The sequence below is a fragment of the Pantoea sp. y20 genome (assembly GCF_054903455.1).
Window position 1 is genome coordinate 3,720,381 of record NZ_CM142816.1, and the last position, 26,128, is coordinate 3,746,508.

A 26,128-nucleotide genomic window follows, 5' to 3' on the forward strand; every position below is an offset into this window, starting at 1 on the left:
TTTCAGATTTGTATTAAGGTGTTCTGATACTTATCCAGCATCAGCGCCAGACGTTTCACCGGCTCGGTGACGTTATCAGGCGCAGCATAGTGCTGCAGCTTTTCCTGATACACATCCAGCTCCTTCAGCAGCCGCTCGAAGTAATAGCGCCGCTTATCATCGCTGGTCGCGGAGATAATGCGGTCGGCGGTGTAGCGCAGCTGGCGGTGATAGGCCGAGAGATCTGCATTCACCGGCACTTCGGCATTGCGCAGGCGTTGATGGCCGATAATCAGCGTCAGCGCGATACGGTATTTATCGATATCGCCGGGGAACAGGTTGAGCAGCAAAAACAGTTGCTGATACAGCGCCGGCAAGTGATTTTCACGACGACGCGCCTGATTAGTGGTCAGCGCAGCAACTGCGGCATACATAAAGCGATTCAGCAGTTTACGTCCGGTACGCTCTTTGGATTTATCGCGAATCAGCAGAATCACCATCATCGCTACAAAGCAGCCAATCACCTGGCCCAGCACGTTATCGAGGAATACGTTGAACTCGAACTTCATCGGGTTATCCAGCACCAGCACGTTGATGGTACCAATCAACGCACCCAGCGTACCCAACTGACGACGCTGCACGAAGATGCCGCCGATAAAACCCAGCGCGCCTATGGCGATACACAACAGCAGCGCACTTTGCTGGGTCGCGGGCAGAATAAAGATGAAGTAGAGCGCGCCGAGCGGCACCGCAACCGTCATGCCGTAAAGGAAGTCTTTCGCCATCATTAACGGATTCGGCATACGCATCGCCAGCGCGGTAATCACCGCCAGCATCACCATGCAGCCGCTGCCTGATGTCCAGCCGGTATACAGCCAGAACAGCGATCCCAGCGCGGTGGCGACAAAGGTACGTATACCGTTGATCATCGCGTGATGGGTTTCCGCAGAGCGCGCCTGAATTACTACCTCGCGCTGCAGAATGCTCTCTTCCAGCGTGGTGATGCGGCTATTACTTTTAATGCCATTAATCAGCAGCAGATATTCAGTGGCCGCGCCGACCCAACTCGCCAGCGTCACCGGCACGGTTTTGCTGCTCACGCCAATCAGGCGACGCATCACCTTCATGCGCTTATGCACATCGTTGACGCTGTTGACCTCTTTTTCGATCAGCAAACGATAGTGCGGTGGAATGTATTCCGGACGCGAGTTTTGAATCAGGAAAGTTTCGGCGGCCTGCGTGATCAGCGTCAGCGATAAGGTGTTGAGCATTTGCAGGCGGCGGCTGGAGTTTTTCCAGCGTGAGGATTCCATCATCAGCTGGCCGCGCATGCCGTTGAGTGCCGTGGTGCGACGCACTAACGCGCTCCAGGCTTTATCCACTTCCTCTTTGTCTTCATGCGCGACGCACAGCTGCAGCAATTTGTAGTGCGCCACCAGCAGCGCGTCCACTTCCTGCTCAATCACTTTTTTGATCGAACGCGGCGAGAACAGCATGTCGGCGAGGATCGCACACAGAATACCGATGACGATTTCACTGCAGCGCTCAACCGCGTACTGCGGAGCCAGCGTCAAGCCGCCGCTGGCATCCGCCGTCACCACGATGATCAGCGCGGTGTAACCGGCAAGACCCAACGCATAGGAGTTTTCGACTTTGATCAGCGAAGAGAGCCACACGCACATGCCGGCCCACATACAGCACAGCAGCAGCATCACCACCGGCGCGCGCACCGTGGCAATCATGATGGTGAGCGCGGCGATACAGCCAATAAAAGTACCGATGATGCGCAGAATGCCGCGATAGCGCAGCGCGCCAGAATAGGGATCGCCCCCCGCAGCAAAGGCGGTACCACCGGCCACGATGCCGGCGGTCATTACCGCCCAACGCGGCGTTTCCAGATTGAAGTGAAAGCCAATCATCAACGCCGCAACCAGCGCGAAGGTGAGCTTTACCGGGAAACGCAAAAACTCAATCATATCGCCCTCGCTTAACCAAACTCACGCAGGCGATTGAACAACTGTGCCAGCGGCGAGACTTTGGTTTCGCGATCCTGCGCACCGGTGATCACCACCGTCGCCGTGGTCCCCGCCGGGAAGCGGTTGCCCGGTTGCTCGTCGAGACGAATACGCACCGGCACACGCTGCGCAAGACGCACCCACTCCAGATTCGAGTCGATGGTCGCCATGCCTTTGCTGTCGCTGGTGCTGCTGCTGTTGGTTACGCCCGCCGCGATGCTGTCAACGGTGCCACGCAGTACCGCGTTGCTCCCCAACGGGGTAATTTGTGCGCGGAAGCCCGGACGCACGCCATCCAGCTTGGTCTCTTCCATATAGGCCAGCACATAGAAGGAGTGCTGTTGCACCAACGCCACGGCTACCGAGCCGCGCGTGATGAATTCGCCCTGATAGACATTGAGGTTGGTGACCCAGCCGTCAGATGGCGCTTTGATAGTGGTGCGATCGAGGTCAATCACCGCCAGATCGCGCGTGGCCACAGACTTCGCCAGCTGATGCTCGCTGGTTTGCAGATCGTTATTGGATTGCTCAATCGCTTCACGCGACATCGCGCTGGTCCCCAACTGATTGCGGCGACTGGCTTCACGGCGTTTTTCACTCACCAAAGCCTGGTAATACTCGACATCCGCCTGGGCTTCGTCCAGCGCTTTTTGGTAGCGCGGACGGTCAACCACAAACAGCGTGTCGCCTTTTTTCACCAGCTGGTTGTCGTGCACCGGCACGTCAGTGATGATGCCGGTGACGTCAGGCGAGATCGCCACCACATCGGCAGAGAATTTGGCATCACGCGTCCACGGTGATTCGGTGTAGAACACCCAGGCGCGGAAGATGATCACGATGGCGATGACAACCAGCAGGAGTGTAATCGCGTATCGCGCGATTTTTCTTATTAGCGCTTTCACTTAAAAAACCTCAGACGAATAAACGGGATACAAGGTAAAACACGCAGCAATATAGCGCAGTGTTAAACAGTGCCGGATGCCAAACCAGATCGTAGATCCCGCTAGGCGTTAGCACGCGTTTCACCAGCCAGAACAGCGCCAGTGAAACCAGTAGTTCAATGAAGATGGGCGGAAAACTCAGCCCGAATACGACAAATACCGGAAGCACACTCATTTCGGATCCTTAGTTCGACCTTGCCGGATTGCACCGATACCTGCCCACGTGCCGTGTAGCACGTTGGGTTTACGATCAGGGGATGACGGATAAACTGATGGCAACATTCAGGCCGCGTTGAGCTAATCATAGCGTATCATCGGGCTAACACAGCCGTGTTCAGGTGCAGTGAAGAGACCCAGCGCGCGTATAGTAACGCGCTTGACTATACGTTTTCTACATATTGTGAGCTAAATCACTTTTTAGCCAGAGTAAACAATGGATCGACTTAAAAGCATGTCCATTTTCGCCAAAGTGGTTGAATTGGGTTCATTTACCGCCGCGGCGCGCCAGCTACAGCTTAGCGTTTCATCTATCAGCCAGATTGTCGCCAAACTGGAAGATGAGTTACAGGTTAAATTGCTTAATCGCAGCACGCGCAGCATTGGCCTGACTGAGGCCGGAAAGATCTATTTTCAGGGCTGTCGCCGCATGCTGGCGGAGGCGTCGCAGGTACACGAGCAGCTGTACGCCTTTAACAACACGCCGATCGGTATTCTACGGATCGGCTGCTCATCGACGATGGCGCAGAATGTGTTATCGGCGATGACCAGCGAAATGTTACGCGAATATCCGGGTTTGGGCGTCAATCTGGTGACGGGCATTCCTGCTCCCGATTTGATTGCCAACGGTTTGGATTTGGTGGTGCGCGTGGGCGCGCTGCAGGATTCGAACTTGTTCTCGCGTCGGCTGGGTGCAATGCCGATGGTGGTGTGCGCGGCGAAGAGCTATCTGGCGCAGCATGGCACGCCGGAAAAACCCAGCGAGATCGATAATTTTTCGTGGCTGGAATATAGCGTGCGGCCGGATAACACTTTTGAACTGGTTGCGCCGGAAGGATTGGTTACCCGCCTTACGCCGCAAGGCCGTTTCGTCACCAACGATTCGCAGACGCTGATTCGCTGGCTTAAAGCAGGTTGCGGTATCGCCTATGTGCCGTTGATGTGGGTGATTGATGAGATCAATGCGGGGGAGATCGATATTCTGTTCCCGCAATATCACTCGGAGCCGCGCCCGGTCTATGCGCTCTATACTGAGAAAGACAAGCTGCCGCTGAAAGTGCAGGTGTGCATTGATTATCTGACCGAGTATTTCAGGCAGGTAGCGCAGCAGTATCAGCAGCATCGGAAAGGTTGAGGGCAGATGTTCAGGTCGCCATACATGGCGACCTGACAACGTTAGGCGGTACCACCTACGGTGATTTTATCCAGCTTCAGCGTTGGCTGACCCACGCCAACCGGTACGCTTTGTCCCTCTTTACCGCATACGCCGACGCCTTTATCCAGCGCCAGATCGTTGCCGACCATCGAGATCTGCTGCATCGCTTCGATGCCGGAGCCAATCAGCGTGGCGCCTTTCACGGGCGTCGTCACTTTGCCGTTCTCGATCAGATAAGCTTCTGAGGTGGAGAACACGAACTTGCCGGACGTGATATCAACCTGGCCGCCGCCGAAGTTTGGCGCGTAAATGCCGTACTCTACGCTTTCAATGATATCTTGCGGCGTCGATTTGCCTGCCAGCATGTAAGTGTTGGTCATGCGCGGCATTGGCAAGTGCGCGTAAGATTCACGGCGACCATTGCCAGTTGGATTGACGCCCATCAGGCGCGCATTCAACTTGTCCTGCATGTAGCCTTTCAGCACGCCATTTTCGATCAGCATGTTGTACTGGCCCGGCACGCCTTCATCATCGACCGCCAGTGAACCGCGCAGACCTTCAATGGTGCCATCGTCAACCACGGTACACAGCTCTGAAGCCACCAGCTGGCCCATTTTGCCGCTGAATACCGATGTCGCACGACGGTTGAAGTCACCTTCCAGACCATGTCCAACTGCTTCGTGCAGCAGCACACCCGGCCAACCTGCGCCCAGCACCACCGGCAACATGCCAGCGGGTGCCGCCACGGCGGAGAGATTGACCAGCGCCATGCGCACCGCTTCGCGCGCCCAGGCATCGGCACGCACATCACCGCTCTCATCAGCGAGGAAGAATTCATAACCGGTACGCGCGCCGCCGCCGCTTGAGCCACGTTCGCGTTTACCCTGATCTTCCACCTGCACGCTGATGGAAAGACGCACCAGCGGACGAATATCTGCGGCCAGCGTGCCGTCAGTTGCGGCGACCAGCACCTGTTCGTAAACACCGCTCAAGCTGGCATTCACTTCCTGCACACGTGGATCGGCAGCACGCGCCACTTTATCAACACGGTGCAGCAGGGCAATTTTGTCTTCGCGCGTCAGGCTATCCAGCGGATTAACGGGCGCATACAACGAACGGTTCAGCACCGCCGATAAGGTATGCGCTTTACCGTTGCCTTGTTCACGCACGATGCTGCGCGCCGCTTCAGACGACTGACGCAGTGCATTCAGGGAAATCTGGTCAGCGTAGGCGAAACCGGTTTTCTCGCCGCTCACGGCGCGGACGCCCACGCCCTGATCGATATGGTAAGAACCATCTTTAATAATTTTGTCTTCCAGCACCCAGGATTCGTGGAAACTGGACTGGAAATAGAGATCGGCATAATCCAGACGACGTTCTGAAAGCTGCCCTAACAGGGAATAAAGGTCCTGCTGATTAATGCTGTTCGCAGTTAGCAACTGCTCACTTACCAGATTCAGAGTCATCGTTTCTCACTCATTATGTGCTCGGATAGTCATAGCCTGCGGCAATTACCCGACGGCGTCAAATTCACTTCTTCTCGTCTTCACGCGGTTTGCGCAGTACTTCATTGATTTCCGGCTTATCCAGCGGTCCGCTGATGTGGTAGCGCAACAGTGAAATCTTATTCCACAGCGGTCCCAGCACTTTGCTGGCGGCGAAGACCGCAGCACCGACCACCGGATTGATGACGAATGCAGTGGCGACGCCAACCGACGCGGAGATTTCCGGGGCGACCACCGCTTCCATGTCGATCTGGCGCTTCACCAAATCGATGTTGCCCTTCATGGCGATATCCGCTTCCAGGCCATCCACCAGCAGGTTATCGGTACGCATCACACCGTTTTCAATCCACGCGGTGCCGTTGATCGAATCGAAATAGAAACCGTCACTAAAGGTGTCGCTGAAATCGAAGCGCATCTTGCGTAGCAAGGCATCAAAGCTAAACAGGCGCAGCAACTGCCCGGCACGGCCGGTGTTCACATCGGCGATCTGACCTTTGCCAAAGTGGGTTTTCAGCGTACCGCTTAGCGTCTCTTCCGATGGCTGCCACGGCGCAGAACGCCAGTGCAGATCGTAATCGAGTTTAAACGGTGCATCGCGCAGCGGCGTATTCATGCCAAACCAGTTAGCCGCGTCATTGATGTTGTCGCCGCTCAGGCTGCCCTTCAGCGAAGTGCGCTGATCGCCGGGTTTATTCACCCATTCACCCGCCACATTTAATTTAGAGCTGCCAGAATCAATCGAGGCGTTAGTAAGTGCTAACGTATCGCCTTGCGGCTGTAGCTTCGCCTGCATATGGCCAAACTTCTGCCCGCGAATCCAGCACTCATCACAGTTGAGCTGCAACGCTGGCCAGCTGCTGAAGTTGATGTTTCTGCTGTTGCCGCCAAACGGCGATGATTTTCCATCGCTTTTCTCAGCCCATTCAGGATTGTAGTAAAGATAGCTCAGGTTGATCTGCCACGGAGAGCGCTGCGCCGTCTGCAAACTGCCACGTGCTTCACGGCTCTCCAGCTGCAAGTGGGTATTGCCGGCTGGCCCCTGCGTAACGGTAGCGTTAACGTCGTGCCATTGCTGACCACCAAGCGTCAGCGCCGGTGTGCGCAGAATAAAGTCGCCCGGCAGCGCCGCGCCGCCCACTTCCGGCTCGCCCTGAGCGTTACGCGCACTGCCCGCGCCAGCCATCATCCCCATCCAGGCTTCGCCATTCAGCGGCGGGAGATTCAGCTCCATGCCGCGCTTCTCGGGCAGCTTCGGTGTGCTTTTCGCATCATTCAGCCAGATCCCGCGATCAACGCGCAGCTGCGGCTCCAGAATCCAGCGGCTATTGAAACGATGGCGCTCGCGCACGCTGCCGCTCAAGGTAAAGCCTTTCAGATCGCCATCCGCGTTGATGGTAATCGGCATCGCTTCACCAGCCGCTTTATCCAGCGGTGCTGGTAAGTGACTGCTTACTGCTTTGCCCTCGCCTTGCAGTGCCACTTTGTAGGTTGCGCCGCCTTTATGCGGCAGCGTGATATCCACATTGCCCTGCCACGGTAAAGAGCCGTCTAACTGACGCGTGATGGCATCCGGCAGCACCTTGAGTTTACCTGGCTGCCAATCGCCCAGCAGTTTGACGTTCACGCCAAAATCATTGGGATTCTCTTTCGTGCTGAAACTCACGCCGGTTGGCTGTCCGAACCAGTTGGCCTGCAGCTCTTCACTCTCCAGATTGCCGTTATTGTAACGGAAGCGGCCGGTGAGATTGTTCAGCGTGGTATTTAACGGCTTGATATGCAGGCTGTTGTTGTTCAGCATCACATTGCCGCTGGCGTGCACCTGCTCGCCATCCAGTGGAATATCAAGATTCAACGTGCCGCGCACATTGCCGCCAATCTGTAGCTCCTGCAGCGCCGCGCCGAGCGTCGGTTTCAGCGGTGTTTGCTCGAAATAGTCAGCGATTTTTTTGCCTTCGCCGCTGATATCGCCATCGATGATCAACTTCTCTTTTAGGTAATCCGGGATCACCGCGCTGACGTTGCGCGCATCAACCTCGCCGAGCCTGGTTTTATCGGCTTTCATCCACAAACCGTTGTTGAGGAAGTCGAGATTGATGTCGAGGTTTTCCAGCGCTGGCCAGCCGGGCTGGAACTGGAAGGTGGCATTGCGCAGCGGAACCCAAACTTCAAACATGCCGTCATTGTGTTTGAACGGGAACAGCGAGGGATCGCCAGCAAACAGCAGCGTGGCGTTATCCACCTGCCCGCCTTTAATCGCGTCACTGAGATAGTGAGTAAGATCGTGGCCCATCAGCTGCTGCGGGAAATAGCGCCACGCATCGCCAGCATCGGTAACGCGAATTCCGGCGAGAATATCGAGGCGCGGCGCGCTACCCAAATTCTGCTGGTAGCGGAAATCGCCGCGTGCCCACAGCGAACGGGCCTGCACATCCAGCTGATGTCCATCCAGCGTTAAGCCGTTAGCATCGCGTAGCCAGTTGAGCTGGCCAGTGATCTGTTTAATCTGCAGCGGAGCCTGAAACATATCGCCGTACGGTACTTCCGCCTGGCCCATCGCCACATCCAGCAAGCCGTTGTTTAAGCTGCCGCTGGCGCTCCCGCTGAGATTGCTGATACCCGGCAGTAATTCCCACTGTTGCCAGGCGAGATCGCGCCATTTCACCTGCAAACGCGTTTGCTCAGGCTGCTGCAGCGGGATATCCAGCGCCAGCGCATCAATGTGGCCGCGTGGCTGTAGCGCACGCCAGTTATCCAGCAAGGTTGGGGAAAGCGGTGCAAACAGCGGAACGACGGGCGCCAGACGTTCTAAATCCAGCTGCGTGGCACGCACGCGCATCTCCGGCGCACTGTTGGCGCCGAGCATCTGCTTATCTTCTGGCTTCCACAGCAGGGAAAAATGTCCTGGCGCCCATGCGATGCCATCCGTTCTCAAGCGGGTTTGCGGTACCGAAAGGCTCCAGCCATTCTGGTAGCGCGACAAGTGCGCGGTTAAGCCATCAACCTCTAATTGATGATCGCCCTGCTCGCCGCGCCAGCGCGCGCCACCTTTGCTCAACAGCAAATCACCGGCGTAGAGATCGCCATCGCGCAAATTCGCCCACGCGGCCAGACTGAAGCGCGCGCTTTCAAGGCTGGTGTTATCACGCAGCCACGGACCAATCCACGGTCGCACATCCACATCATCGGCCTGCATCCAGATGCGGCCATCGCTGAGTAAACCGTTGCTGTCGTTGAGATCGAGCCTCACCTGCACCACGCCATGCTGGCCGGTAAAACTGGAGAGGCTCACTTCGCCCTCGGCGCGGTGACGGGTATTTTCGTTCAGCCAGGTAAGGCGTGGAATCGCCAGTTCAGCATGCTGGCCGGACGGCGTCAGAAAACGGATGCTGCTGTCGCGCAGATCGAAGTGATCGAACTGACGCAAAAACAGATCGTTAATTTGCGCCGGTTTGAAGCTGTTCTTCTGTTCGTCACTGGTGAACAGCGGATGGTTGGTTTCGAGATGCAGCTGCCAGAAGGTGAGATCGCGGAATTGCCAGCGCCAGTGCAGCAGCGATTGCCACACATTGAGCGCCAGATTGACGCGGCCGATGGTCAGTTGCCCATCTTCCTGCATCGCGACGTTGAGATTGCGCATCTGCAGCGTCGGGCCAAAATTCTCCCATTTGCCCTGCAGTTCGCTGGCCGTCACCGTGACGCCGCTGACGCGTGAGATCGTCTGCAGAATATCGCTGCGATAACTGTTGAGGTGCGGCATCACGAGGCGCAACCCGCTGACCAGCAGCGCCACAATTACGATGATTGCGGCGAGCAGCAGTAACAAAATCCTCGGCAACCGCCTCACACACCTCTCCTTGCTGTCCGTTGGCTTGCGGAACTCAACCTCAAAATCACATCATGACGACATCAAACTGCTCTTGGGTATAGAGCGGTTCAACATGAACTTTGACCTGTTTCCCGACGAAAATCTCCACTTCCGCCAGCGCGTGTGACTCTTCGCCCTTCAGCGCGTCGCCCACCGCCGGGGAAACGTACACCAGGAAACGGTCGGAATCGTAGGCGTGATGCACGCGCACAATTTCACGCATGATCTCATAGCAGACGGTTTCCACCGTTTTCAAGGTGCCGCGCCCTTTACACACCGGGCAATCGGCGCACAGCACATGTTCAATACTTTCACGCGTGCGTTTACGCGTCATCTCCACCAAACCGAGCGCCGAGAAACCATTGATGCCGGTTTTCACCCGATCTTTGCTCAGCGCGCTCTCCAGCGAATGCAGCACGCGGCGGCGATGCTCGTCGTTACTCATGTCGATGAAATCGATAATGATGATGCCGCCGAGGTTGCGCAGTCGCAGCTGACGCGCGATCGCTTGCGTCGCTTCAATGTTGGTGTTGAAGATGGTCTCGTCGAGATTGCGGTGTCCGACAAACGCACCGGTGTTGATATCCACCGTGGTCATGGCTTCGGTTTGATCGATAATCAGATAGCCGCCGGATTTTAGCTCGACCTTACGCTCCAGCGAACGCTGGATTTCGTTCTCAACGTCGAACAGATCAAAAATCGGCTGTTTGCCGCTGTAAAGCTCCAGCTTGCTGGCCATTTCCGGAATATATTCGCTGGTAAATTCCACCAGCAAATCACAGGTCAAACGTGAGTCCACGCGAATGCGATCCAGCGCGGCACCGGCGAAATCACGCAGCACGCGCTGCGCTAATGCCAGTTCACCGTAGAGCAGGCAGCGCGTCTGATTACGCTTTTTACGCTCGCTGACTTTGGTCCACAAACGTTTCAGGAAAGCGGCATCCTGCGACAACTCTTCTGAACCAATGCCTTCCGCAGCGGTACGAATAATAAAGCCGCCGAGATCGTCACAGTGCGCTGCAACCACCGTTTTCAGTCGTTCACGCTCGGCCTCGCTCTCAATACGCTGCGAGACGCCGACGTGTGACGCGCCAGGCATAAACACCAGATAGCGCGAGGGCAAAGTAATGTCGGTGGTGAGGCGCGCACCTTTGGTGCCCAGCGGATCTTTCACCACCTGCACCATCAGATCCTGGCCGGGACGCACCAGCTCGCCAATGTCGCGCACCACAAAATTTTTCTTCTCATCACCCGCCACGCATTCGGTGTGCGGCATGATGTCGGAAGCGTGCAGAAAGGCGGCTTTTTCCATGCCGATATCGACAAAGGCCGCCTGCATGCCAGGTAAGACGCGACTGACGCGTCCTTTATAGATGTTGCCCACGATGCCACGTCGTGCTTCACGCTCAATGTGGATTTCCTGCAGAATGCCGCCATCAATGTAGGCAACACGGGTTTCTGAAGGTGTCACATTTACCAGCAGTTCAGCCGTCATCTTGTCCCCTTAACGCCCGCAGTGACTGAAAACGACTCAGCAGCTCACCGGTCTCAACCAGCGGCAATCCCACCACGGCGTGATAACTTCCATTAATCTTGCGGACAAAATTGCCGCCAAGGCCCTGAATTCCGTACGCGCCGGCTTTATCCATCGGCTCGCCACTGGCAATATAGTGCGAAATTTCCTCCGCCGTCATCGTGCGGAAGGTCACGTCCGTGGTCACCAGACAATCCAGCTCACGCTGCGTATCGGCCAGCGCCACCGCGGTCATCACCTGATGAGTTTGTCCCGACAGCTTGCTCAGCATCGCGGCGGCGTGCGCGGCATCCTGCGGTTTTTCCAGAACTTCACCGTTCAGCACCACGATGGTATCAGCACCCAGCACCGGCAGATCCTGCGGTGCCACCGCAACGCCCGCGCGCGCCTTATCTGACGCCAGACGACGCACGTAAGCGTCAGCCGCTTCTTCAGGCTGACGCTGCTCTTCTACGTGGGTAATCAGGCGTTCAAATTGCAGACCAAGCTGCGTTAACAGCTCACGTCGACGCGGTGAACCGGATGCGAGGTACAGGCTTATCATAGTATTCCTTACTGAACAGCGAATTGACGGCGAATCTTTCTCATCAATAAGAATAGCCAGGGCCACAGGACGCCGTCGACCACGCTACTCCAGAAGATTTCCGGGCGGAAAGAGACGTTGATCACCAGGAATTCTGCCCAGAAAACAATCACATCCACCGCAAGGGACAGCACCATAACCATTAATGCCTGCTGCCACAACGCTAAGTTTCGGAATAACTGAAATTTAAAGGCCACCAGATACGCGATGATGCTAAAGGCTAATGCGCGCACGCCCAGCGTTGAACCCGCCACCAGATCCATAATGGCACCAAGACAAAAACCGGTACCAACATTCACCCGATGCGGCAGCGCCAGCACCCAATAAATGAGGATCAGCAATAGCCATGATGGCCGGAACATATAGATCTGTTCCGGCCACGGCATGATTTGCAGGATGAGGGCAATCAGAAAGGACAGCCAGATAACCCATCGGCCCTGGCTGCGATATCGACTCAAGGCTGGCCTCCGCGTGTGTTCGCAGAATTCCCTTGCGAACGACTGCTGTTAGCGGGTTGCGGTGGCCCCATTTGCTGCGAAGACTGCAAAGTATCCGGTGCCGGTGGGCCCATTTCGCCTGCTGGCGGCAGCACCTGCGGCATCATCTGCATTAAACGTTCGTTGGCCACGCGATGCACTTCGTCCGGTGCCATCGGTGCGACGCCGTTGCGATCCGCGCCCCACAGCAGCAGCAGATAGCGCAATCGCTGCAAGCCAGCGGCTGGACGCGCCTGAATCACCGTGTAAGCGCGCTGCGTATCGACTTTCACCGAAGAGACCACGCCAACCGGATAACCTTCCGGGAAGCGGCCGCCCAGGCCAGACGTGACTAACACATCGCCCACGCGAATATCGGTGTTGCCCGGTAGATGCTCCAGCTGCAGATCTTCGCTGCAGCCATTACCGGCGGCTATAACACGAATATCATTACGCAGCACCTGAATCGGCAACGCATGCGACGCGTCGCAAATCAACAGTACGCGGCTGGTCACCTGACCGACCGCGACCACCTGACCGACTACACCTTTATCACTGATCACCGGCTGGCCTTCGTAAACGCCGTTTACGCTGCCTTTGTCGATAACCACCTGATCGGTATAAGGATCGGTGCCGGTGGAGATCACCTGCGTTACCATCTTGTGCTCATCCTGGCGCAGCGGCGAGCCAAGCAGTTCGCGCAGACGCGCGTTTTCCTGCTTATATTGCCCCAGCATCAGCAAGTCACTGTTTTTCAGGAAGAGCTCACGGCGCAGTGCTTTATTTTCCAGTTCCAATTGCTGACGTGACGCCAGGGTTTCGGAAACGCCATCAAGAAGTTGTCTTGGCCCGTTGGCCAAAAAATAAAATGGACTGACCGATGTGTCCAGGTAGTTGCGGATCTGGGAAAAGGAGCTCACGCGGCTATCGGCGATAATAATCGCGATAGCCACAATGACTGCCAGAAAGAGGCGCAACTGCAGGGAAGGTCCCCTGCTAAAAATCGGCTTCATAAATTCTGCGTGTTCCTCGACATCAGGGAAGAAGCGTTAGCCTAAATCACCAACGCCTCAGGGCTGGACGCATTTCGCCGTCGTGCGTTGCAGCAGCAGCGTCAGCATAGGCGCTATTCCCTGCGCAATTTGACCAGGGCCTCAGCCGTTGAGGAATTACTCCTCGCTGAACAAATCGCCGCCATGCATGTCGATCATTTCCAACGCTTTACCACCGCCGCGTGCTACGCAGGTCAGCGGATCTTCTGCCACGACCACCGGAATACCGGTCTCTTCCATCAGCAGGCGATCGAGGTTACGCAGCAATGCGCCACCTCCGGTCAGCACCATACCGCGCTCGGAGATGTCAGAGGCCAGCTCTGGCGGGCACTGTTCCAGTGCAACCATCACCGCGCTCACTATGCCGGTCAGCGGTTCCTGCAGCGCTTCAAGAATCTCGTTCGAGTTCAGGGTAAAGCCACGTGGCACACCTTCTGCCAGGTTACGGCCGCGAACTTCAATCTCGTGTACTTCATCGCCCGGATAAGCAGAACCGATACCATGCTTGATACGCTCTGCAGTCGCTTCACCAATCAGTGAACCGTAGTTGCGGCGAACATAATTAATGATAGCTTCATCGAAGCGGTCACCACCAATACGCACAGAAGAGGAGTAAACCACGCCGTTCAGCGAGATCACTGCTACTTCAGTGGTACCACCACCGATATCCACCACCATAGAACCGGTTGCTTCAGAAACCGGCAGACCTGCACCAATCGCCGCCGCCATTGGCTCTTCAATCAGGAACACTTCGCGTGCGCCTGCACCCTGTGCAGATTCACGGATGGCGCGACGCTCAACCTGGGTCGCACCCACCGGTACGCAGACCAGCACACGCGGGCTTGGACGCATAAAGCTATTGCTATGCACTTGCTTAATGAAGTGCTGCAGCATTTTTTCGGTAACGAAGAAGTCGGCGATCACGCCATCTTTCATAGGACGGATAGCAGCGATGTTGCCCGGCGTACGGCCCAGCATCTGCTTAGCGTCATGACCGACAGCCGCTACGCTCTTTGGGGAGCCGGCACGATCCTGACGAATGGCAACCACAGAAGGCTCGTTTAACACGATGCCTTGTCCTTTCACGTAAATCAGGGTATTCGCGGTACCCAGGTCAATGGACAAGTCATTGGAAAACATGCCACGAAATTTTTTAAACATACTAAGGGATAATCCTGCAAGCTGGGGGCGGAAAATAAAATCCGCCTACTTTACCAACCACGCGAAGCCGCTACAAGGCGCAAAAACGTTCGGCTTCGGTGAAAAAATACGCTGAATACTTTTTTGGCCTGATCGTAGGGTCTTTTGCCGCAGTTAAATGGCGTTAACTCGCCGTTTTAACCTAAATTGCCCCGGCGCTAGCCGGCGAATTTCGACATAAAATCTAACATTTCCAGCCGCCAGCATCGCGCGCTCCGGCACTAATAAGCGATAAAAACAGCCATCAGCCTGCACTTCGCGCGCTGAAGGTCTAAATTCGATAACGTTGCGAGTGTTTCTTTACATTACTGTTGACCGGCAACGAAGGCGCAAAGAAATCGCCCTGCCCGCCCGAAACACCTAATCCCGACAGCGTTTGCCACTCCGCGCGTGTTCGCACACCCGCGGCGAAAACTTGAGTTGGCGATGACTTACACACTTCCAGCAAGCTCTGCACAAACAGCTGGTTCTCGGTGCGTCGTTCAATATTGCGTACCAAACCCGGCGCAAGTTTAATCACTTCTATCGGGAATTGTTTGATATAAGCGCTGCTCACCACCGTCAAACCAGCCTGATCCACCGCAATGCGACAGCCAAATGCGGTTAACATGTGAAAAACCGGCACTAAACGGCTGATGTGTTGACAAACGTCGGCCTCAGCAAGTTCAAATAAAAAACGTTTTCTTTGCGATTTGCTGCACTGCAGCAGCAGTTTTTGCAGCCAGCGCTGAAAAGGCCGCTGCAACAGCGAATCAATATTCACGGGAAGTGCCAGAGTTTCGTCCGGCCACACTTCCGAAAGCGCCGCGATGCGCGTCACCAGTTGACGATCCCAGCTGTCAGTCATACCCAGCTGCAATACCAGCGGCATAAACTCAGCCGACACCACTTCTTTGTCGCCATCAAACACACGCGTCAGTAATTCACGATGATGGACTTTTCCATCCAGCAACACCGCCGGCTTTTGGTACAGTCGCGGACCACCACGATTGAGCGTGTTCTCCAGCAAGGTCCGCCAGCGCACACTGCCACGCCCCATATCCAGCGTATTGCCTTCGCCAACCGACCAGCTATTACCGCCCTGCAATGCCGCACGCCGCGTAGCCATCTCCACATTTTCCATCACCTGCGACACGCTCTGACCGCTGCGCCACGCGCTGATGCCGATGTGGATCAAATCATCACGATCGACCATGCGCATCGGCGGCAGTGAATCGACGGCATTAATCAGTTGATCGGCAATGCTGTTGGCTTCTTTTAAAGTGCGATGCGGCAGCAAGACGGCGAAGTCACTGCGGAAATATCGCGCCAGCAGCGCGCCCGGATAGCGCAGCACAAAGGTCGATAGCATATTAATCAAATCAAACAGATACTCTTCCACCAGCGTTGGGCCGAGGGTTTCGTGCAGCATATCGAGGTCCGGCAGACGCACCATCATCACCACGCCGTGCGTGCCGACATCTTCCTGATCTTCCAGCAATGTCGCCAATTGGTTATCAAAGAACAAACGATTGTTCAGGCCGGTACGCGGATCCTGCGCCGCAAAGGTGCGAATTAAGGTATCGATGCGTAAACGCTGCTCGCCCGCTTCCTGCAAATCGCCCAGCAGCGCATCGATGGCGCGACTGGCTTTCGGCGGCCATTCCGCCGCATGGTCACCCTGCGAATGACGTTCACCGGTCAGAATGCGATCGGCGCGCGCTTCTAACTGTTCCATATCCTGCCAGCGCCGCTTGAGCCAACGGTTGGTCATGACCAGCAGCACGCACATGATCGCGACGACCGTAAACAGGACCACCAGCGTATAAGTGCCGGTAAAGGAGCGAAACAGCGTTTTGGCCGGATCCAGCACCACCACGCGCAGTTCGAGGCCCGGCGAATGCGTCAGGGGCAAATCGAACTGCACAAAGCGATTAGGCTCATCTTCTAACATCGGATTTTCATGGCGGGCTAAACTGAACACTAACGTATCGCCGTTCAGCAGTTGCACCTGTTCGGCATTGACCACCGGCATCATGCGCGTCAGCCACTGCGTGATTTCCTGCGGCGATTGTGAAGCCAGTGCTTTATCCACTTCAGTCGCCAGCGTTTGCATCCGCGTTTCCACGCGCTGCTGCGATAGCCAGATAAAACTAAAAGCGCAGCCCACCAGCATCAATATCATCGCCAGTAAACTTAATAAGGTGATAAACGCAGAAAATTTAGTTGTTAATCGCATCCCTGTGCCTGCATCACTGCGGTTATGAACGGTGTTAATCCGTCGGCGCCACGCTTACCCCTGGCGCAAACCTGAGCAAAATAGCACAAATCAAGGTGTGATTCAGCGCCAGACTGGCATCAAAATCGCACATAACACAGCATGATAAGCGCTACGGCGCGAGTATAGCGTTAAACCGTGATGGCCTGACTTTGCTATGGGCTTTTTCGTCCTATTCTCAAAGAGGGCGATGCGCCAGGAAATTTCACATTTTTCCCCGCAAGTTCGCGCCTGACACTGAAGTTGAGCATGCTGGTCATAATTTACTATTCACAGGAGAACGTCATGAACCTGAAGCACTTGCTCACAGAAGCCGACGTCACGCCAGAAAGCGTCTTTAATATGCGCCGCCGTCAGGTGCTGAAAGCGTTGGGATTAGGCGCAGCAGCAGCCAGTTTACCCGGCACCGCGCAAGCCGATGTGCTGAGCTGGTTTAAAGGCAATGATCGTCCGCCCGCGCCCGCTGGCCGTGATTTAGATTTTACTAAACCGGCTGAATGGCAAGCCGATTTGCCGCTCACGCCGTTTGATAAGGTGTCAGGTTATAACAACTTCTATGAATTTGGCCTTGATAAAGCCGATCCTGCTGCCAACGCTGGCACGCTGAAAACCGATCCGTGGAAGCTGCGTATCGAAGGCGAAGTTGCCAAACCGATCACGCTGGATATGGATGACATCTTCAAGCGTTTTGCCATGGAGCAGCGCATCTACCGCATGCGCTGTGTCGAAGCCTGGTCGATGGTGATTCCGTGGGTCGGTTTTGAACTCAACAAGCTGCTCAAACTGGCTGAACCCACCAGCAATGCGCGCTTTGTGGCGTTTGAAACGCTGTACGCACCTGACCAAATGCCGGGTCAGAAAGATCGCTTTATCGGCGGCGGGCTGGATTATCCCTATGTGGAAGGCTTGCGGCTTGATGAAGCGATGCATCCGCTGACGCTGCTGAGTACCGGCGTGTATGGCAAAGCGCTGCCGCCGCAGAATGGCGCACCGATTCGCCTGACGGTGCCGTGGAAATATGGCTTTAAAGGGATTAAATCGATTGTGAAGATTACGCTGACGCACGATCGCCCGCCAACGACCTGGAGCCAGATCGCCGCCAATGAGTATGGTTTCTACGCCAATGTGAACCCGCATGTGAATCATCCGCGCTGGTCGCAGGCAACCGAGCGCTTTATCGGTGCGGGCGGCATTCTGAAGGTTGATCGCCAACCTACGCTGCTGTTCAACGGCTACGCGAAAGAGGTGGCGTCGCTGTATCGCGGCCTGGATTTACGGGAGAACTATTGAGTGCGCCTCTCTTTACGCCACATCACCGCGTTAAAAGTGGTGCTGCATCTGGCGGCTTTTCTGCCGTTTGTTTATCTGTTTATGGCAGCGAGTCAGGGCTGGCTGAGCGCTGATCCGGCGAAAGATATCCAGCATTTTACCGGCAGAATGGCGCTAAAGTTGCTGCTCGCCACGCTGCTGGTCAGCCCGCTGACACGCTACCTGAAACAGCCGCTGCTGATTCGCACTCGCCGCCTGCTCGGCGTGTGGTGTTTCGCCTGGGCCAGTTTGCACCTTACCAGCTACTACCTGCTGGAACTTGGCTACGATAATCTGCGTTTACTCGGCAGCGAGCTGGTTTCGCGTCCTTATTTGTTACTGGGGATGATCAGCTGGATTATTCTCTTCGCCCTCGCCATCACCTCATTTCAGCGCATGCAGCGCAAACTGGGTCGTCGCTGGCAAACGGTGCATAACGGCGTCTATCTGGTCGCGATCCTCGTGCCGATACACTATATCTGGTCAGTGAAAGTGCTCTCCCCGCAGCCGGTGATCTACGCCGTGCTGGCCATTGCGCTGTTAGCGTGGCGTTACAATAAGTTGCGTAAACGTCTCCCCAGATAATTCCCGCACGGTTGTGTTCCTCCCGCGAGATCTGTTAAAAAGTGTGGCCTTCGGGCCGCATTCGATCAACTTCGCAGATAAGACCAGTATTTTGCTGCGAATGTCGACGAAACGGATATAATGCCCGGCTTTATTGCAAGCGAAGTCTGGTTTTTCATCCGCAAGGGTGACAAACGCAAGATGTCGCGGTATTTTACGCGATGCCTTACTGATTGCAGGAGATAGCAGCAAGATGGCGCACAAATTTCACATACTGCTTTTGAACGGTCCCAACCTGAATCTACTGGGAACGCGCGAGCCTGATAAGTATGGTCACACTACGCTGGCGCAAATCGTCGGCGATCTAACGCAACAGGCCGATCAGCACCATGTGAAATTGAGTCATTTGCAATCGAACGCAGAGTTTCAGTTGATTGACCGTATTCACGAAGCCCGCGGCAACGTGGATTACATCATCATCAATCCTGCTGCGTTCACGCATACCAGCGTTGCACTGCGTGATGCCCTGTTGGCGGTTAGCATTCCTTTTATTGAGGTGCATCTCTCGAACGTGCATGCACGCGAACCGTTCCGACATCACTCCTATCTTTCCGATGTATCTGCCGGCGTCATCTGTGGACTTGGCGCTGATGGATACGCGTGGGCTTTACAAACGGCAGTAAAACGCCTGTCACATTCCAATTAAACAGAGTACGGAACCACACTCATGGATATTCGTAAAATTAAGAAACTGATCGAACTGGTTGAAGAGTCTGGCATCTCCGAGCTGGAAATCTCCGAGGGCGAAGAGTCCGTTCGTATCAGCCGTTCACCTGCAAATGCCGGCTACCCAATGATGCAGCAGGCTTATGCTGCGCCAATGATGCAGCAGCAGCCTGCGCTGTCCACCGCGGTGGCGCCTGCCGCACCGGTTGCAGCAGAAGCCGCTAAACCAGAAATCAGTGGCCACATCGTGCGTTCACCAATGGTCGGCACTTTCTATCGCACGCCAAGCCCAGACGCGAAAGCTTTCGTTGAAGTTGGCCAGAAAGTGAATGCCGGCGATACCCTGTGCATCGTTGAAGCGATGAAAATGATGAACCAGATCGAAGCCGACAAATCCGGCGTTGTGAAGGCGATTCTGGTCGAAAGCGGCCAACCGGTTGAATTTGACGAGCCGCTGGTCATCATCGAATAACGAGGCGAAGCATGCTGGATAAAATTGTCATTGCTAACCGTGGTGAGATCGCGCTGCGCATTCTGCGTGCCTGCAAAGAGCTGGGCATTAAGACTGTTGCCGTGCACTCCACCGCGGACCGTGACCTGAAGCACGTGCTGCTGGCAGACGAGACCGTCTGCATCGGCCCGCCACCTTCAGTCAAAAGCTACCTGAACATCCCGGCACTGATCTCCGCCGCTGAAATTACCGGCGCGGTCGCGATCCACCCGGGTTACGGCTTCCTCTCTGAGAACGCCGATTTCGCCGAGCAGGTTGAGCGTTCAGGCTTTATCTTCATTGGCCCGAAAGCCGACACCATTCGCCTGATGGGCGACAAAGTGTCTGCCATCACCGCCATGAAGAAAGCAGGCGTACCCACCGTGCCAGGTTCTGATGGCTCGCTGACCGACGACATGGAAAAAAACCGTGCCTTCGCTAAGCGCATCGGTTATCCGGTGATCATCAAAGCCTCCGGCGGTGGCGGCGGTCGCGGTATGCGCGTAGTGCGCAGCGACAAGGATCTTGAGCAATCCATCAACATGACGAAAGCGGAAGCCAAAGCGGCTTTCAACAACGACATGGTGTACATGGAGAAGTACCTCGAGAATCCACGCCACATTGAGATTCAGGTGCTGGCCGATGGCCAGGGTAACGCGATCTATCTGGCGGAACGTGACTGCTCAATGCAGCGTCGTCACCAGAAAGTCGTCGAAGAAGCGCCAGCGCCAGGCATCACGCCGGAACTGCGTCGCTACATCGGTGAGCGCTGCTCTAAAGCCTGTATCGATATCGGCTATCGCGGTGCAGGTACCTTCGAGTTCCTGTACGAAAACGGTGAGTTCTACTTCATCGAGATGAACACCCGTATTCAGGTGGAGCATCCGGTGACTGAGATGATCACCGGCGTCGATCTGATCAAAGAGCAGCTGCGTATTGCTGCTGGTCAGCCGCTATCGATCAAACAGGAAGACGTGGTGATTCGCGGTCATGCGGTTGAATGCCGTATCAACGCCGAAGATCCCAACACCTTCCTGCCAAGCCCAGGCAAGATCACCCGTTTCCACGCGCCGGGCGGCTTTGGTGTACGTTGGGAATCGCATATCTATGCCGGTTACAGCGTGCCACCCTACTACGATTCCATGATTGGTAAGCTGATTACCTACGGTGAAAACCGTGACGTGGCAATTTCGCGCATGAAGAATGCGCTGGCGGAACTGATCATCGACGGCATCAAGACCAACATTGAGCTGCAGATGAAAATCATGTCCGACGAAAACTTCCAGCAGGGTGGCACCAACATCCACTATCTGGAGAAAAAACTCGGCCTGCAAGAGAAGTAATTGCAGCGCAGAGCAAAGCAGAGGCCGGTTAACTCCGGCCTTTTTCATTTTTGTCGCCTTTGAGGTTACATAATGGATTGGCGTTTTTTACAAGCGAACAAAGAGGCGCGCTGGTCACTTTATCTGACGCTGGCCTACCTTGCCGTTTGGGGACTTTCTGCCTGGCTGGGCGGCAATGAGATCGGCGTCTTTGGCTTACCAAGGTGGTTCGAGCTTTCGTGTCTGTTCGCCCCGCTGCTATTTATTGTGTTGTGCTGGCTGATGGTTCGAGTGCTGTTCCGCGACATGTCGCTGGAGGATAACGATGGACTCTGAAATCATTCTTCCGCTGTTGGCCTATCTGGTGCTGATCGCCGCGCTGTCGGTGTTTGCCATGCGCAAGCAGCGTCAGGGCAACTTCCTGAGCGAATACTTCCTCGGCAGCCGTTCGATGGGCGGCTTTGTGCTGGCCATGACCATCACCACCACATATATCAGCGCCAGCTCGTTCATTGGCGGCCCCGGCGCAGCCTATAAATATGGCCTTGGCTGGGTGCTGCTGGCGATGATTCAGGTGCCTGCCGTCTGGCTTTCGCTTGGCGTGTTAGGCAAGAAATTCGCCATTCTGGCGCGTCGCTACAACGCCGTGACGCTCAACGACATGTTGTATGGCCGCTACGGCAGCACGCTGCTGATTTGGCTCTCCAGCATCAGTTTGTTGGTGGCGTTTATCGGCGCAATGACCGTGCAGTTCATCGGCGGTGCGCGCCTGCTGGAAACAGCGGCCGGCATTCCTTATGACACCGGCCTGCTGATCTTCGGCGGCACCATCGCGCTCTACACCGCTTTCGGTGGCTTCCGCGCCAGCGTGCTGAACGATGCGATGCAAGGTTTGGTAATGCTGATCGGCACCTTCCTGCTGCTGTTTGCAGTGATTCACCACGCTGGCGGATTAGCCTCCGCAGTGACCAAACTGCATGATATCGATCCGCAGCTGACCTCACCGGAAGGCGTGGGCAATGTCATCAACCCAACTTTCCTCAGCTCGTTTGCCGTGCTGGTGTGTTTCGGGGTGATTGGTCTGCCCCACACCGCGGTGCGCTGTATTTCGTATAAAGACAGCAAAGCCATGCATCGTGGCATTGTACTCGGCACCATTGTAGTGGTGATCCTGATGCTTGGTATGCATCTGGCCGGCGCGCTGGGGCGCGTAATTTTGCCCGATCTCACCATCCCCGATCGCGTGATTCCTACGCTGATGATTACCGTATTACCGCCCATGGCGGCGGGCGTATTTCTTGCGGCGCCGATGGCGGCCATTATGTCGACCATCAACGCGCAGTTGCTGCAATCCTCCGCTACGCTGATCAAAGATCTCTACCTGCGTATTGCCCCGCAGCACAGTGAAAATGAAGCGCGCCTGCGCATGCTGTCAGGCACCATCACTTTTGTGCTCGGTGTGCTGCTATTGCTGGCAGCGTGGAATCCGCCCGATATGATTATCTGGCTGAATCTGCTGGCATTTGGTGGCCTTGAAGCGGTATTTCTATGGCCGCTGGTGCTGGGTTTGTACTGGGAGCGCGCCAACTCCACCGGTGCGATCAGCGGCATGCTGGTCGGCGCGGGATGCTATACGCTGCTTGCCAGCCTGAATATTGAGTGGTGGGGCTTCCACCCGATCGTTCCGTCATTGACCTTAAGCCTGCTGGCCTTCCTGGTGGGCAATCTGTTTGGCCGCACGCCTGCAAAGCATGCCGCGGCACTGGAATAAAGAGAAACGCTATGCCTTGGATTCAAATCAAAATTAACAGCACCGGCGAAAACGCCGAAACCCTGAGCGATGCGCTGATGGAGGTTGGCGCGGTGTCGGTCACTTTTCAGGACACGCACGACAATCCAGTGTACGAGCCGCTGCCGGGCGAAACGCTGCTGTGGGGCGATACCGATGTCATCGGCCTGTTCGACGCTGAAACCGAGATGAGCGATGTGGTGGCCGAGTTAAGCCAGCATCCGCTGCTGGGATCCGCGTTTCGCCATAAGATCGAGCAGATCGAAGATAAAGACTGGGAGCGCGAATGGATGGATAACTTCCACCCGATGCGTTTCGGTGAGCGTCTGTGGATCTGCCCAAGCTGGCGCGATGTGCCGGATCCAAATGCCGTCAATGTGATGCTGGATCCGGGCCTCGCCTTTGGTACCGGCACGCATCCTACCACATCGATGTGTTTGACCTGGCTTGATGGCCTGGATCTGCAGGGCAAAACGGTGATCGACTTTGGCTGTGGCTCCGGCATTCTCGCTATCGCTGCACTGAAATTGGGCGCGGCGCAGGCGATCGGCATTGATATCGATCCGCAGGCGATTCAGGCCAGCCGTGATAACGCCGAGCGTAATGGCGTCTCTGAGCGTCTGGCGCTCTATCTGCCCCACCAGCAGCCGGAAAACTTGCAGGCTGACGTGGTGGTCGCCAACATCCTCGCGGGTCCGCTGCGTGAGCTGGCACCGCTGATTAGCGTGCTGCCGAAAGCCAGCGGTCATCTTGGATTGTCCGGCGTGTTAGCGAGCCAGGCTGAAAGCGTGTGTGAAGCCTACGCTGAGCGTTTTGAGCTCGACGCGGTTGCAGAGAAAGAAGAGTGGTGCCGCATCACCGGCGTACGCCGCTAACCTGCCCGCTTGCCAGTCGGGCTAACTGACTGGCAAGCCGTACTATTTTTCTGAGACCCGTCTCAAAGCGCCAGCCCTTCTCATCCGTTGCCGTTTCTTTACATTTCAGTCATTACAATCCTGCTCCAGGCGATAGCGCTATCCCTGCTGGCAATGCCTTTGATGGCATTTCACTTCGATAAATCGCTGAAAGTAATGGATGATGAAAAAGAAACTTTGTTTATTCGCTCTGCTGACAAGCATGGCATCGTATGCGCACGCTCACAGCTCAAACTGGTCTTATGAAGCGCCGGATGAATGGGGCAATCTGCACGCCGATTATCACACCTGTAAAAGCGGTGTGAACCAGTCGCCTGTCGATATCCGCAAGGTGGTGAATGGACAATTGCCGCCGCTAACGTTGAGCTATCAAGCCAAACAAAAATCCATCATCAATAACGGTCACACCATCCAGATCAACGTCAAAGATGGCGATGCGCTCGCGCTGGATGGCGAAGCTTATACGCTGCGTCAGTTCCACTTCCATACGCCGAGCGAAAATCTGATTGATGGCAAACGCTTTCCGCTGGCCGCGCATTTCGTCCATGCCAGCGAAGAGGGACATCTGGCGGTGGTTGGCGTGATGTTTGAAGCCGGGGCAGAAAACCCTGCGCTGGCGGAGATCCTGCGTGAGCTGCCACCTGAAGTTAACAAAGAGGCGGCGCTGCAACAGCCACTCAATCTCAGCGCTTTGATTCCGGGTCAAAAGAACTACTATCGCTTTAGCGGTTCGTTGACGACGCCACCTTGTACTGAAGGTGTGCGCTGGTTAGTGATGAAGCAAACTGTTTCGGCATCAACTGAACAGCTTAAAACGTTCGCCAAACGGTTAGGTGAGCATGGCAACAGTCGCCCAGTACAGCCGCTGAATGGTCGCGTGGTTATTGAATAGTAGCCTGATGTCTGAGGTTATATCTGTCACTCCTCCACGACGTAGGTTTCTGGGGAGTGACGCTAACCCTACGTGACTAAGTAGTTCAATTAATAATCATAATGGCGTCATTTCTTTCGCTAATTACTGGAAGAAGCGGTTTTTATGTTGTGATTTCGGTCATGTTTTGAGAAAAATTTTTGTACACAATTTCAGCATATTTTTTTAATCTCATGAATTATAAAGATTAATAACTCATCCCTTACTGGATAACGCTATTTCCGTGCTCTGTGAGAGCGAATTGTTCAAAGTTTGGCCTTTCATCTTCTTTAAAAAATGCGTAATATACGCCGCCTTGCGAACAGTTAGGGTCACTTCTTTTTTCATGCGCATTGGACAACATCAGCTACGTAATCGACTCATTGCTGCGCCTATGGCCGGAGTATCCGATAAGCCATTTCGCACCCTGTGTTACGAGAACGGCGCCGGTATGACTGTCTCCGAGATGCTGTCGTCGAACCCGGAAGTTTGGGCCAGTGACAAATCCCGTTTGCGCATGGTGCATAGTGACGAGCCTGGTATCCGCGCCGTGCAAATTGCCGGTTGCGATCCTGATGAGATGGCTGCTGCCGCGCGCATTAATGTGGCGTCTGGCGCGCAGATTATCGATATCAACATGGGCTGCCCGGCCAAAAAAGTGAATCGTAAGATGGCAGGTTCAGCGCTGCTACAACATCCGCAACTGGTGGAGTCGATTCTCACCGCGGTGGTTAATGCAGTGGATGTACCGGTTACGCTGAAAATTCGTACCGGCTGGGACAAAGAAAATCGTAATTGTGTAGAGATTGCCCAATTGGCTGAACGCTGTGGCATTCAGGCTCTCACCATTCATGGCCGCACGCGCGCCTGTTTGTTTGAGGGATTTGCTGAATACGACAGCATTCGGACAGTTAAGCAGAGCGTTTCCATTCCGATTATTGCGAATGGCGACATTACTGACCCGCATAAAGCCAGAGCGGTGCTCGACTATACCGGAGCCGATGCTCTTATGGTTGGCCGTGCCGCTCAGGGAAGACCGTGGATCTTCCGGGAAATCCAGCATTATCTGGACACAGGGGAGCTGCTGGCACCGAAGCCGCTGGCTGAAGTGAAGCAAATGCTGATTGGACATATACGGGAGCTGCACGACTTTTACGGTCAGCGCAAAGGATACCGTATTGCCCGAAAACACGTTTCCTGGTATTTGCAGGAAAGTGCTCCTGATGACCAGTTTCGGCGCACATTCAACGCCATAGAGGATGCCAGCGAACAGCTGGAGGCGTTGGAGGCATACTTCGAAAATCTTGCGTAAACGAAATAAAGAGC

General features: G+C 55.3%; 22 protein-coding genes. 11 read left to right on the top strand and 11 right to left on the bottom strand.

Annotation, left to right across the window (positions count from 1 at the left end):
- Positions 1–2 precede the first annotated feature (2 nt).
- Genes aaeB through aaeX form a run of 3 tightly spaced genes read right to left on the bottom strand, consistent with a single transcriptional unit; the run spans position 3 to position 3,110 of the window.
- A complete protein-coding gene (aaeB, locus tag ACYAC5_RS17205) occupies positions 3–1,955 on the bottom strand; it encodes a p-hydroxybenzoic acid efflux pump subunit AaeB (RefSeq protein ID WP_222234931.1) in 1,953 nt (650 codons plus the stop codon).
- An 11-nt stretch (positions 1,956–1,966) separates the two neighbouring features.
- The gene (gene aaeA, locus ACYAC5_RS17210) at positions 1,967–2,896 is read right to left on the bottom strand and encodes a p-hydroxybenzoic acid efflux pump subunit AaeA (protein WP_101762847.1); all 930 of its coding nucleotides are present in this window, start codon (positions 2,894–2,896) and stop codon (positions 1,967–1,969) included.
- Positions 2,897–2,906: 10 nt separating this feature from the next.
- Positions 2,907–3,110, bottom strand: a complete 204-nt coding sequence (gene aaeX, locus ACYAC5_RS17215; protein ID WP_021508145.1) for a p-hydroxybenzoic acid efflux pump operon protein AaeX — start codon at positions 3,108–3,110, stop codon at positions 2,907–2,909.
- A 258-nt stretch (positions 3,111–3,368) separates the two neighbouring features.
- Between aaeX and aaeR the strand changes: the two genes are divergently transcribed.
- Positions 3,369–4,286, top strand: a complete 918-nt coding sequence (gene aaeR, locus ACYAC5_RS17220) for an HTH-type transcriptional activator AaeR (RefSeq protein WP_101762846.1) — start codon at positions 3,369–3,371, stop codon at positions 4,284–4,286.
- A 41-nt stretch (positions 4,287–4,327) separates the two neighbouring features.
- Here the strand turns inward: aaeR and tldD are convergent, their stop codons facing one another.
- The 8 genes from tldD to csrD form a co-directional block, all read right to left on the bottom strand.
- The gene (gene tldD / locus ACYAC5_RS17225) at positions 4,328–5,773 is read right to left on the bottom strand and encodes a metalloprotease TldD (protein ID WP_110867445.1); all 1,446 of its coding nucleotides are present in this window, start codon (positions 5,771–5,773) and stop codon (positions 4,328–4,330) included.
- A gap of 64 nt (positions 5,774–5,837) precedes the next feature.
- Complete coding sequence (gene yhdP / locus ACYAC5_RS17230) at positions 5,838–9,656, bottom strand: AsmA2 domain-containing protein YhdP (RefSeq protein ID WP_309832954.1); 3,819 nt, start codon at positions 9,654–9,656, stop codon at positions 5,838–5,840.
- A gap of 46 nt (positions 9,657–9,702) precedes the next feature.
- Positions 9,703–11,172: a ribonuclease G gene (gene rng, locus ACYAC5_RS17235; protein WP_101762841.1), complete on the bottom strand. Its 1,470-nt coding sequence runs from the start codon at positions 11,170–11,172 to the stop codon at positions 9,703–9,705.
- Positions 11,162–11,755 carry a Maf family protein gene (locus ACYAC5_RS17240; protein ID WP_192412295.1) on the bottom strand — a complete coding sequence of 198 codons (594 nt, stop codon included), beginning with the start codon at positions 11,753–11,755 and terminating at the stop codon, positions 11,162–11,164. The genes rng and ACYAC5_RS17240 overlap by 11 nt, the downstream gene beginning before the upstream one ends.
- 8 nt (positions 11,756–11,763) lie before the next feature.
- Positions 11,764–12,252 (bottom strand): rod shape-determining protein MreD, encoded by a 489-nt coding sequence (gene mreD / locus ACYAC5_RS17245; RefSeq protein ID WP_101762839.1) that lies wholly within the window; start codon positions 12,250–12,252, stop codon positions 11,764–11,766.
- Positions 12,249–13,283, bottom strand: a complete 1,035-nt coding sequence (gene mreC, locus ACYAC5_RS17250; RefSeq protein ID WP_008101989.1) for a rod shape-determining protein MreC — start codon at positions 13,281–13,283, stop codon at positions 12,249–12,251. The genes mreD and mreC overlap by 4 nt, the downstream gene beginning before the upstream one ends.
- Before the next feature lie 156 nt (positions 13,284–13,439).
- On the bottom strand, positions 13,440–14,483 hold the full coding sequence (mreB, locus tag ACYAC5_RS17255) for a rod shape-determining protein MreB (RefSeq protein ID WP_007891976.1): 1,044 nt from the start codon (positions 14,481–14,483) through the stop codon (positions 13,440–13,442).
- A gap of 310 nt (positions 14,484–14,793) precedes the next feature.
- A complete protein-coding gene (gene csrD, locus ACYAC5_RS17260; protein WP_137386621.1) occupies positions 14,794–16,740 on the bottom strand; it encodes an RNase E specificity factor CsrD in 1,947 nt (648 codons plus the stop codon).
- A 324-nt stretch (positions 16,741–17,064) separates the two neighbouring features.
- Here csrD and msrP point away from each other — a divergent pair, with 324 nt between their 5' ends.
- From msrP to dusB, 10 genes are all read left to right on the top strand, one after another.
- Positions 17,065–18,069, top strand: a complete 1,005-nt coding sequence (gene msrP, locus ACYAC5_RS17265) for a protein-methionine-sulfoxide reductase catalytic subunit MsrP (RefSeq protein ID WP_101762837.1) — start codon at positions 17,065–17,067, stop codon at positions 18,067–18,069.
- Positions 18,070–18,672 (top strand): protein-methionine-sulfoxide reductase heme-binding subunit MsrQ, encoded by a 603-nt coding sequence (gene msrQ, locus ACYAC5_RS17270; RefSeq protein WP_462062055.1) that lies wholly within the window; start codon positions 18,070–18,072, stop codon positions 18,670–18,672.
- 232 nt (positions 18,673–18,904) lie between these two features.
- Positions 18,905–19,357 (top strand): type II 3-dehydroquinate dehydratase, encoded by a 453-nt coding sequence (gene aroQ / locus ACYAC5_RS17275; RefSeq protein WP_101762835.1) that lies wholly within the window; start codon positions 18,905–18,907, stop codon positions 19,355–19,357.
- Positions 19,358–19,378: 21 nt separating this feature from the next.
- Positions 19,379–19,849, top strand: coding sequence for an acetyl-CoA carboxylase biotin carboxyl carrier protein (gene accB, locus ACYAC5_RS17280; RefSeq protein ID WP_101762834.1), 471 nt, complete (start codon positions 19,379–19,381; stop codon positions 19,847–19,849).
- 11 nt (positions 19,850–19,860) lie between these two features.
- A complete protein-coding gene (accC, locus tag ACYAC5_RS17285; RefSeq protein WP_008101999.1) occupies positions 19,861–21,210 on the top strand; it encodes an acetyl-CoA carboxylase biotin carboxylase subunit in 1,350 nt (449 codons plus the stop codon).
- A gap of 72 nt (positions 21,211–21,282) precedes the next feature.
- Positions 21,283–21,525 (top strand): YhdT family protein, encoded by a 243-nt coding sequence (locus ACYAC5_RS17290; protein ID WP_192412303.1) that lies wholly within the window; start codon positions 21,283–21,285, stop codon positions 21,523–21,525.
- Positions 21,515–22,960 (top strand): sodium/pantothenate symporter, encoded by a 1,446-nt coding sequence (gene panF, locus ACYAC5_RS17295; RefSeq protein ID WP_192236096.1) that lies wholly within the window; start codon positions 21,515–21,517, stop codon positions 22,958–22,960. The genes ACYAC5_RS17290 and panF overlap by 11 nt, the downstream gene beginning before the upstream one ends.
- A gap of 11 nt (positions 22,961–22,971) precedes the next feature.
- Positions 22,972–23,853: a 50S ribosomal protein L11 methyltransferase gene (gene prmA, locus ACYAC5_RS17300; protein WP_309832935.1), complete on the top strand. Its 882-nt coding sequence runs from the start codon at positions 22,972–22,974 to the stop codon at positions 23,851–23,853.
- 241 nt (positions 23,854–24,094) lie between these two features.
- The gene (locus ACYAC5_RS17305) at positions 24,095–24,784 is read left to right on the top strand and encodes a carbonic anhydrase (protein WP_192236094.1); all 690 of its coding nucleotides are present in this window, start codon (positions 24,095–24,097) and stop codon (positions 24,782–24,784) included.
- Between the two features lie 364 nt (positions 24,785–25,148).
- Positions 25,149–26,114, top strand: a complete 966-nt coding sequence (gene dusB, locus ACYAC5_RS17310; protein WP_101762829.1) for a tRNA dihydrouridine synthase DusB — start codon at positions 25,149–25,151, stop codon at positions 26,112–26,114.
- Positions 26,115–26,128: the final 14 nt, after the last annotated feature.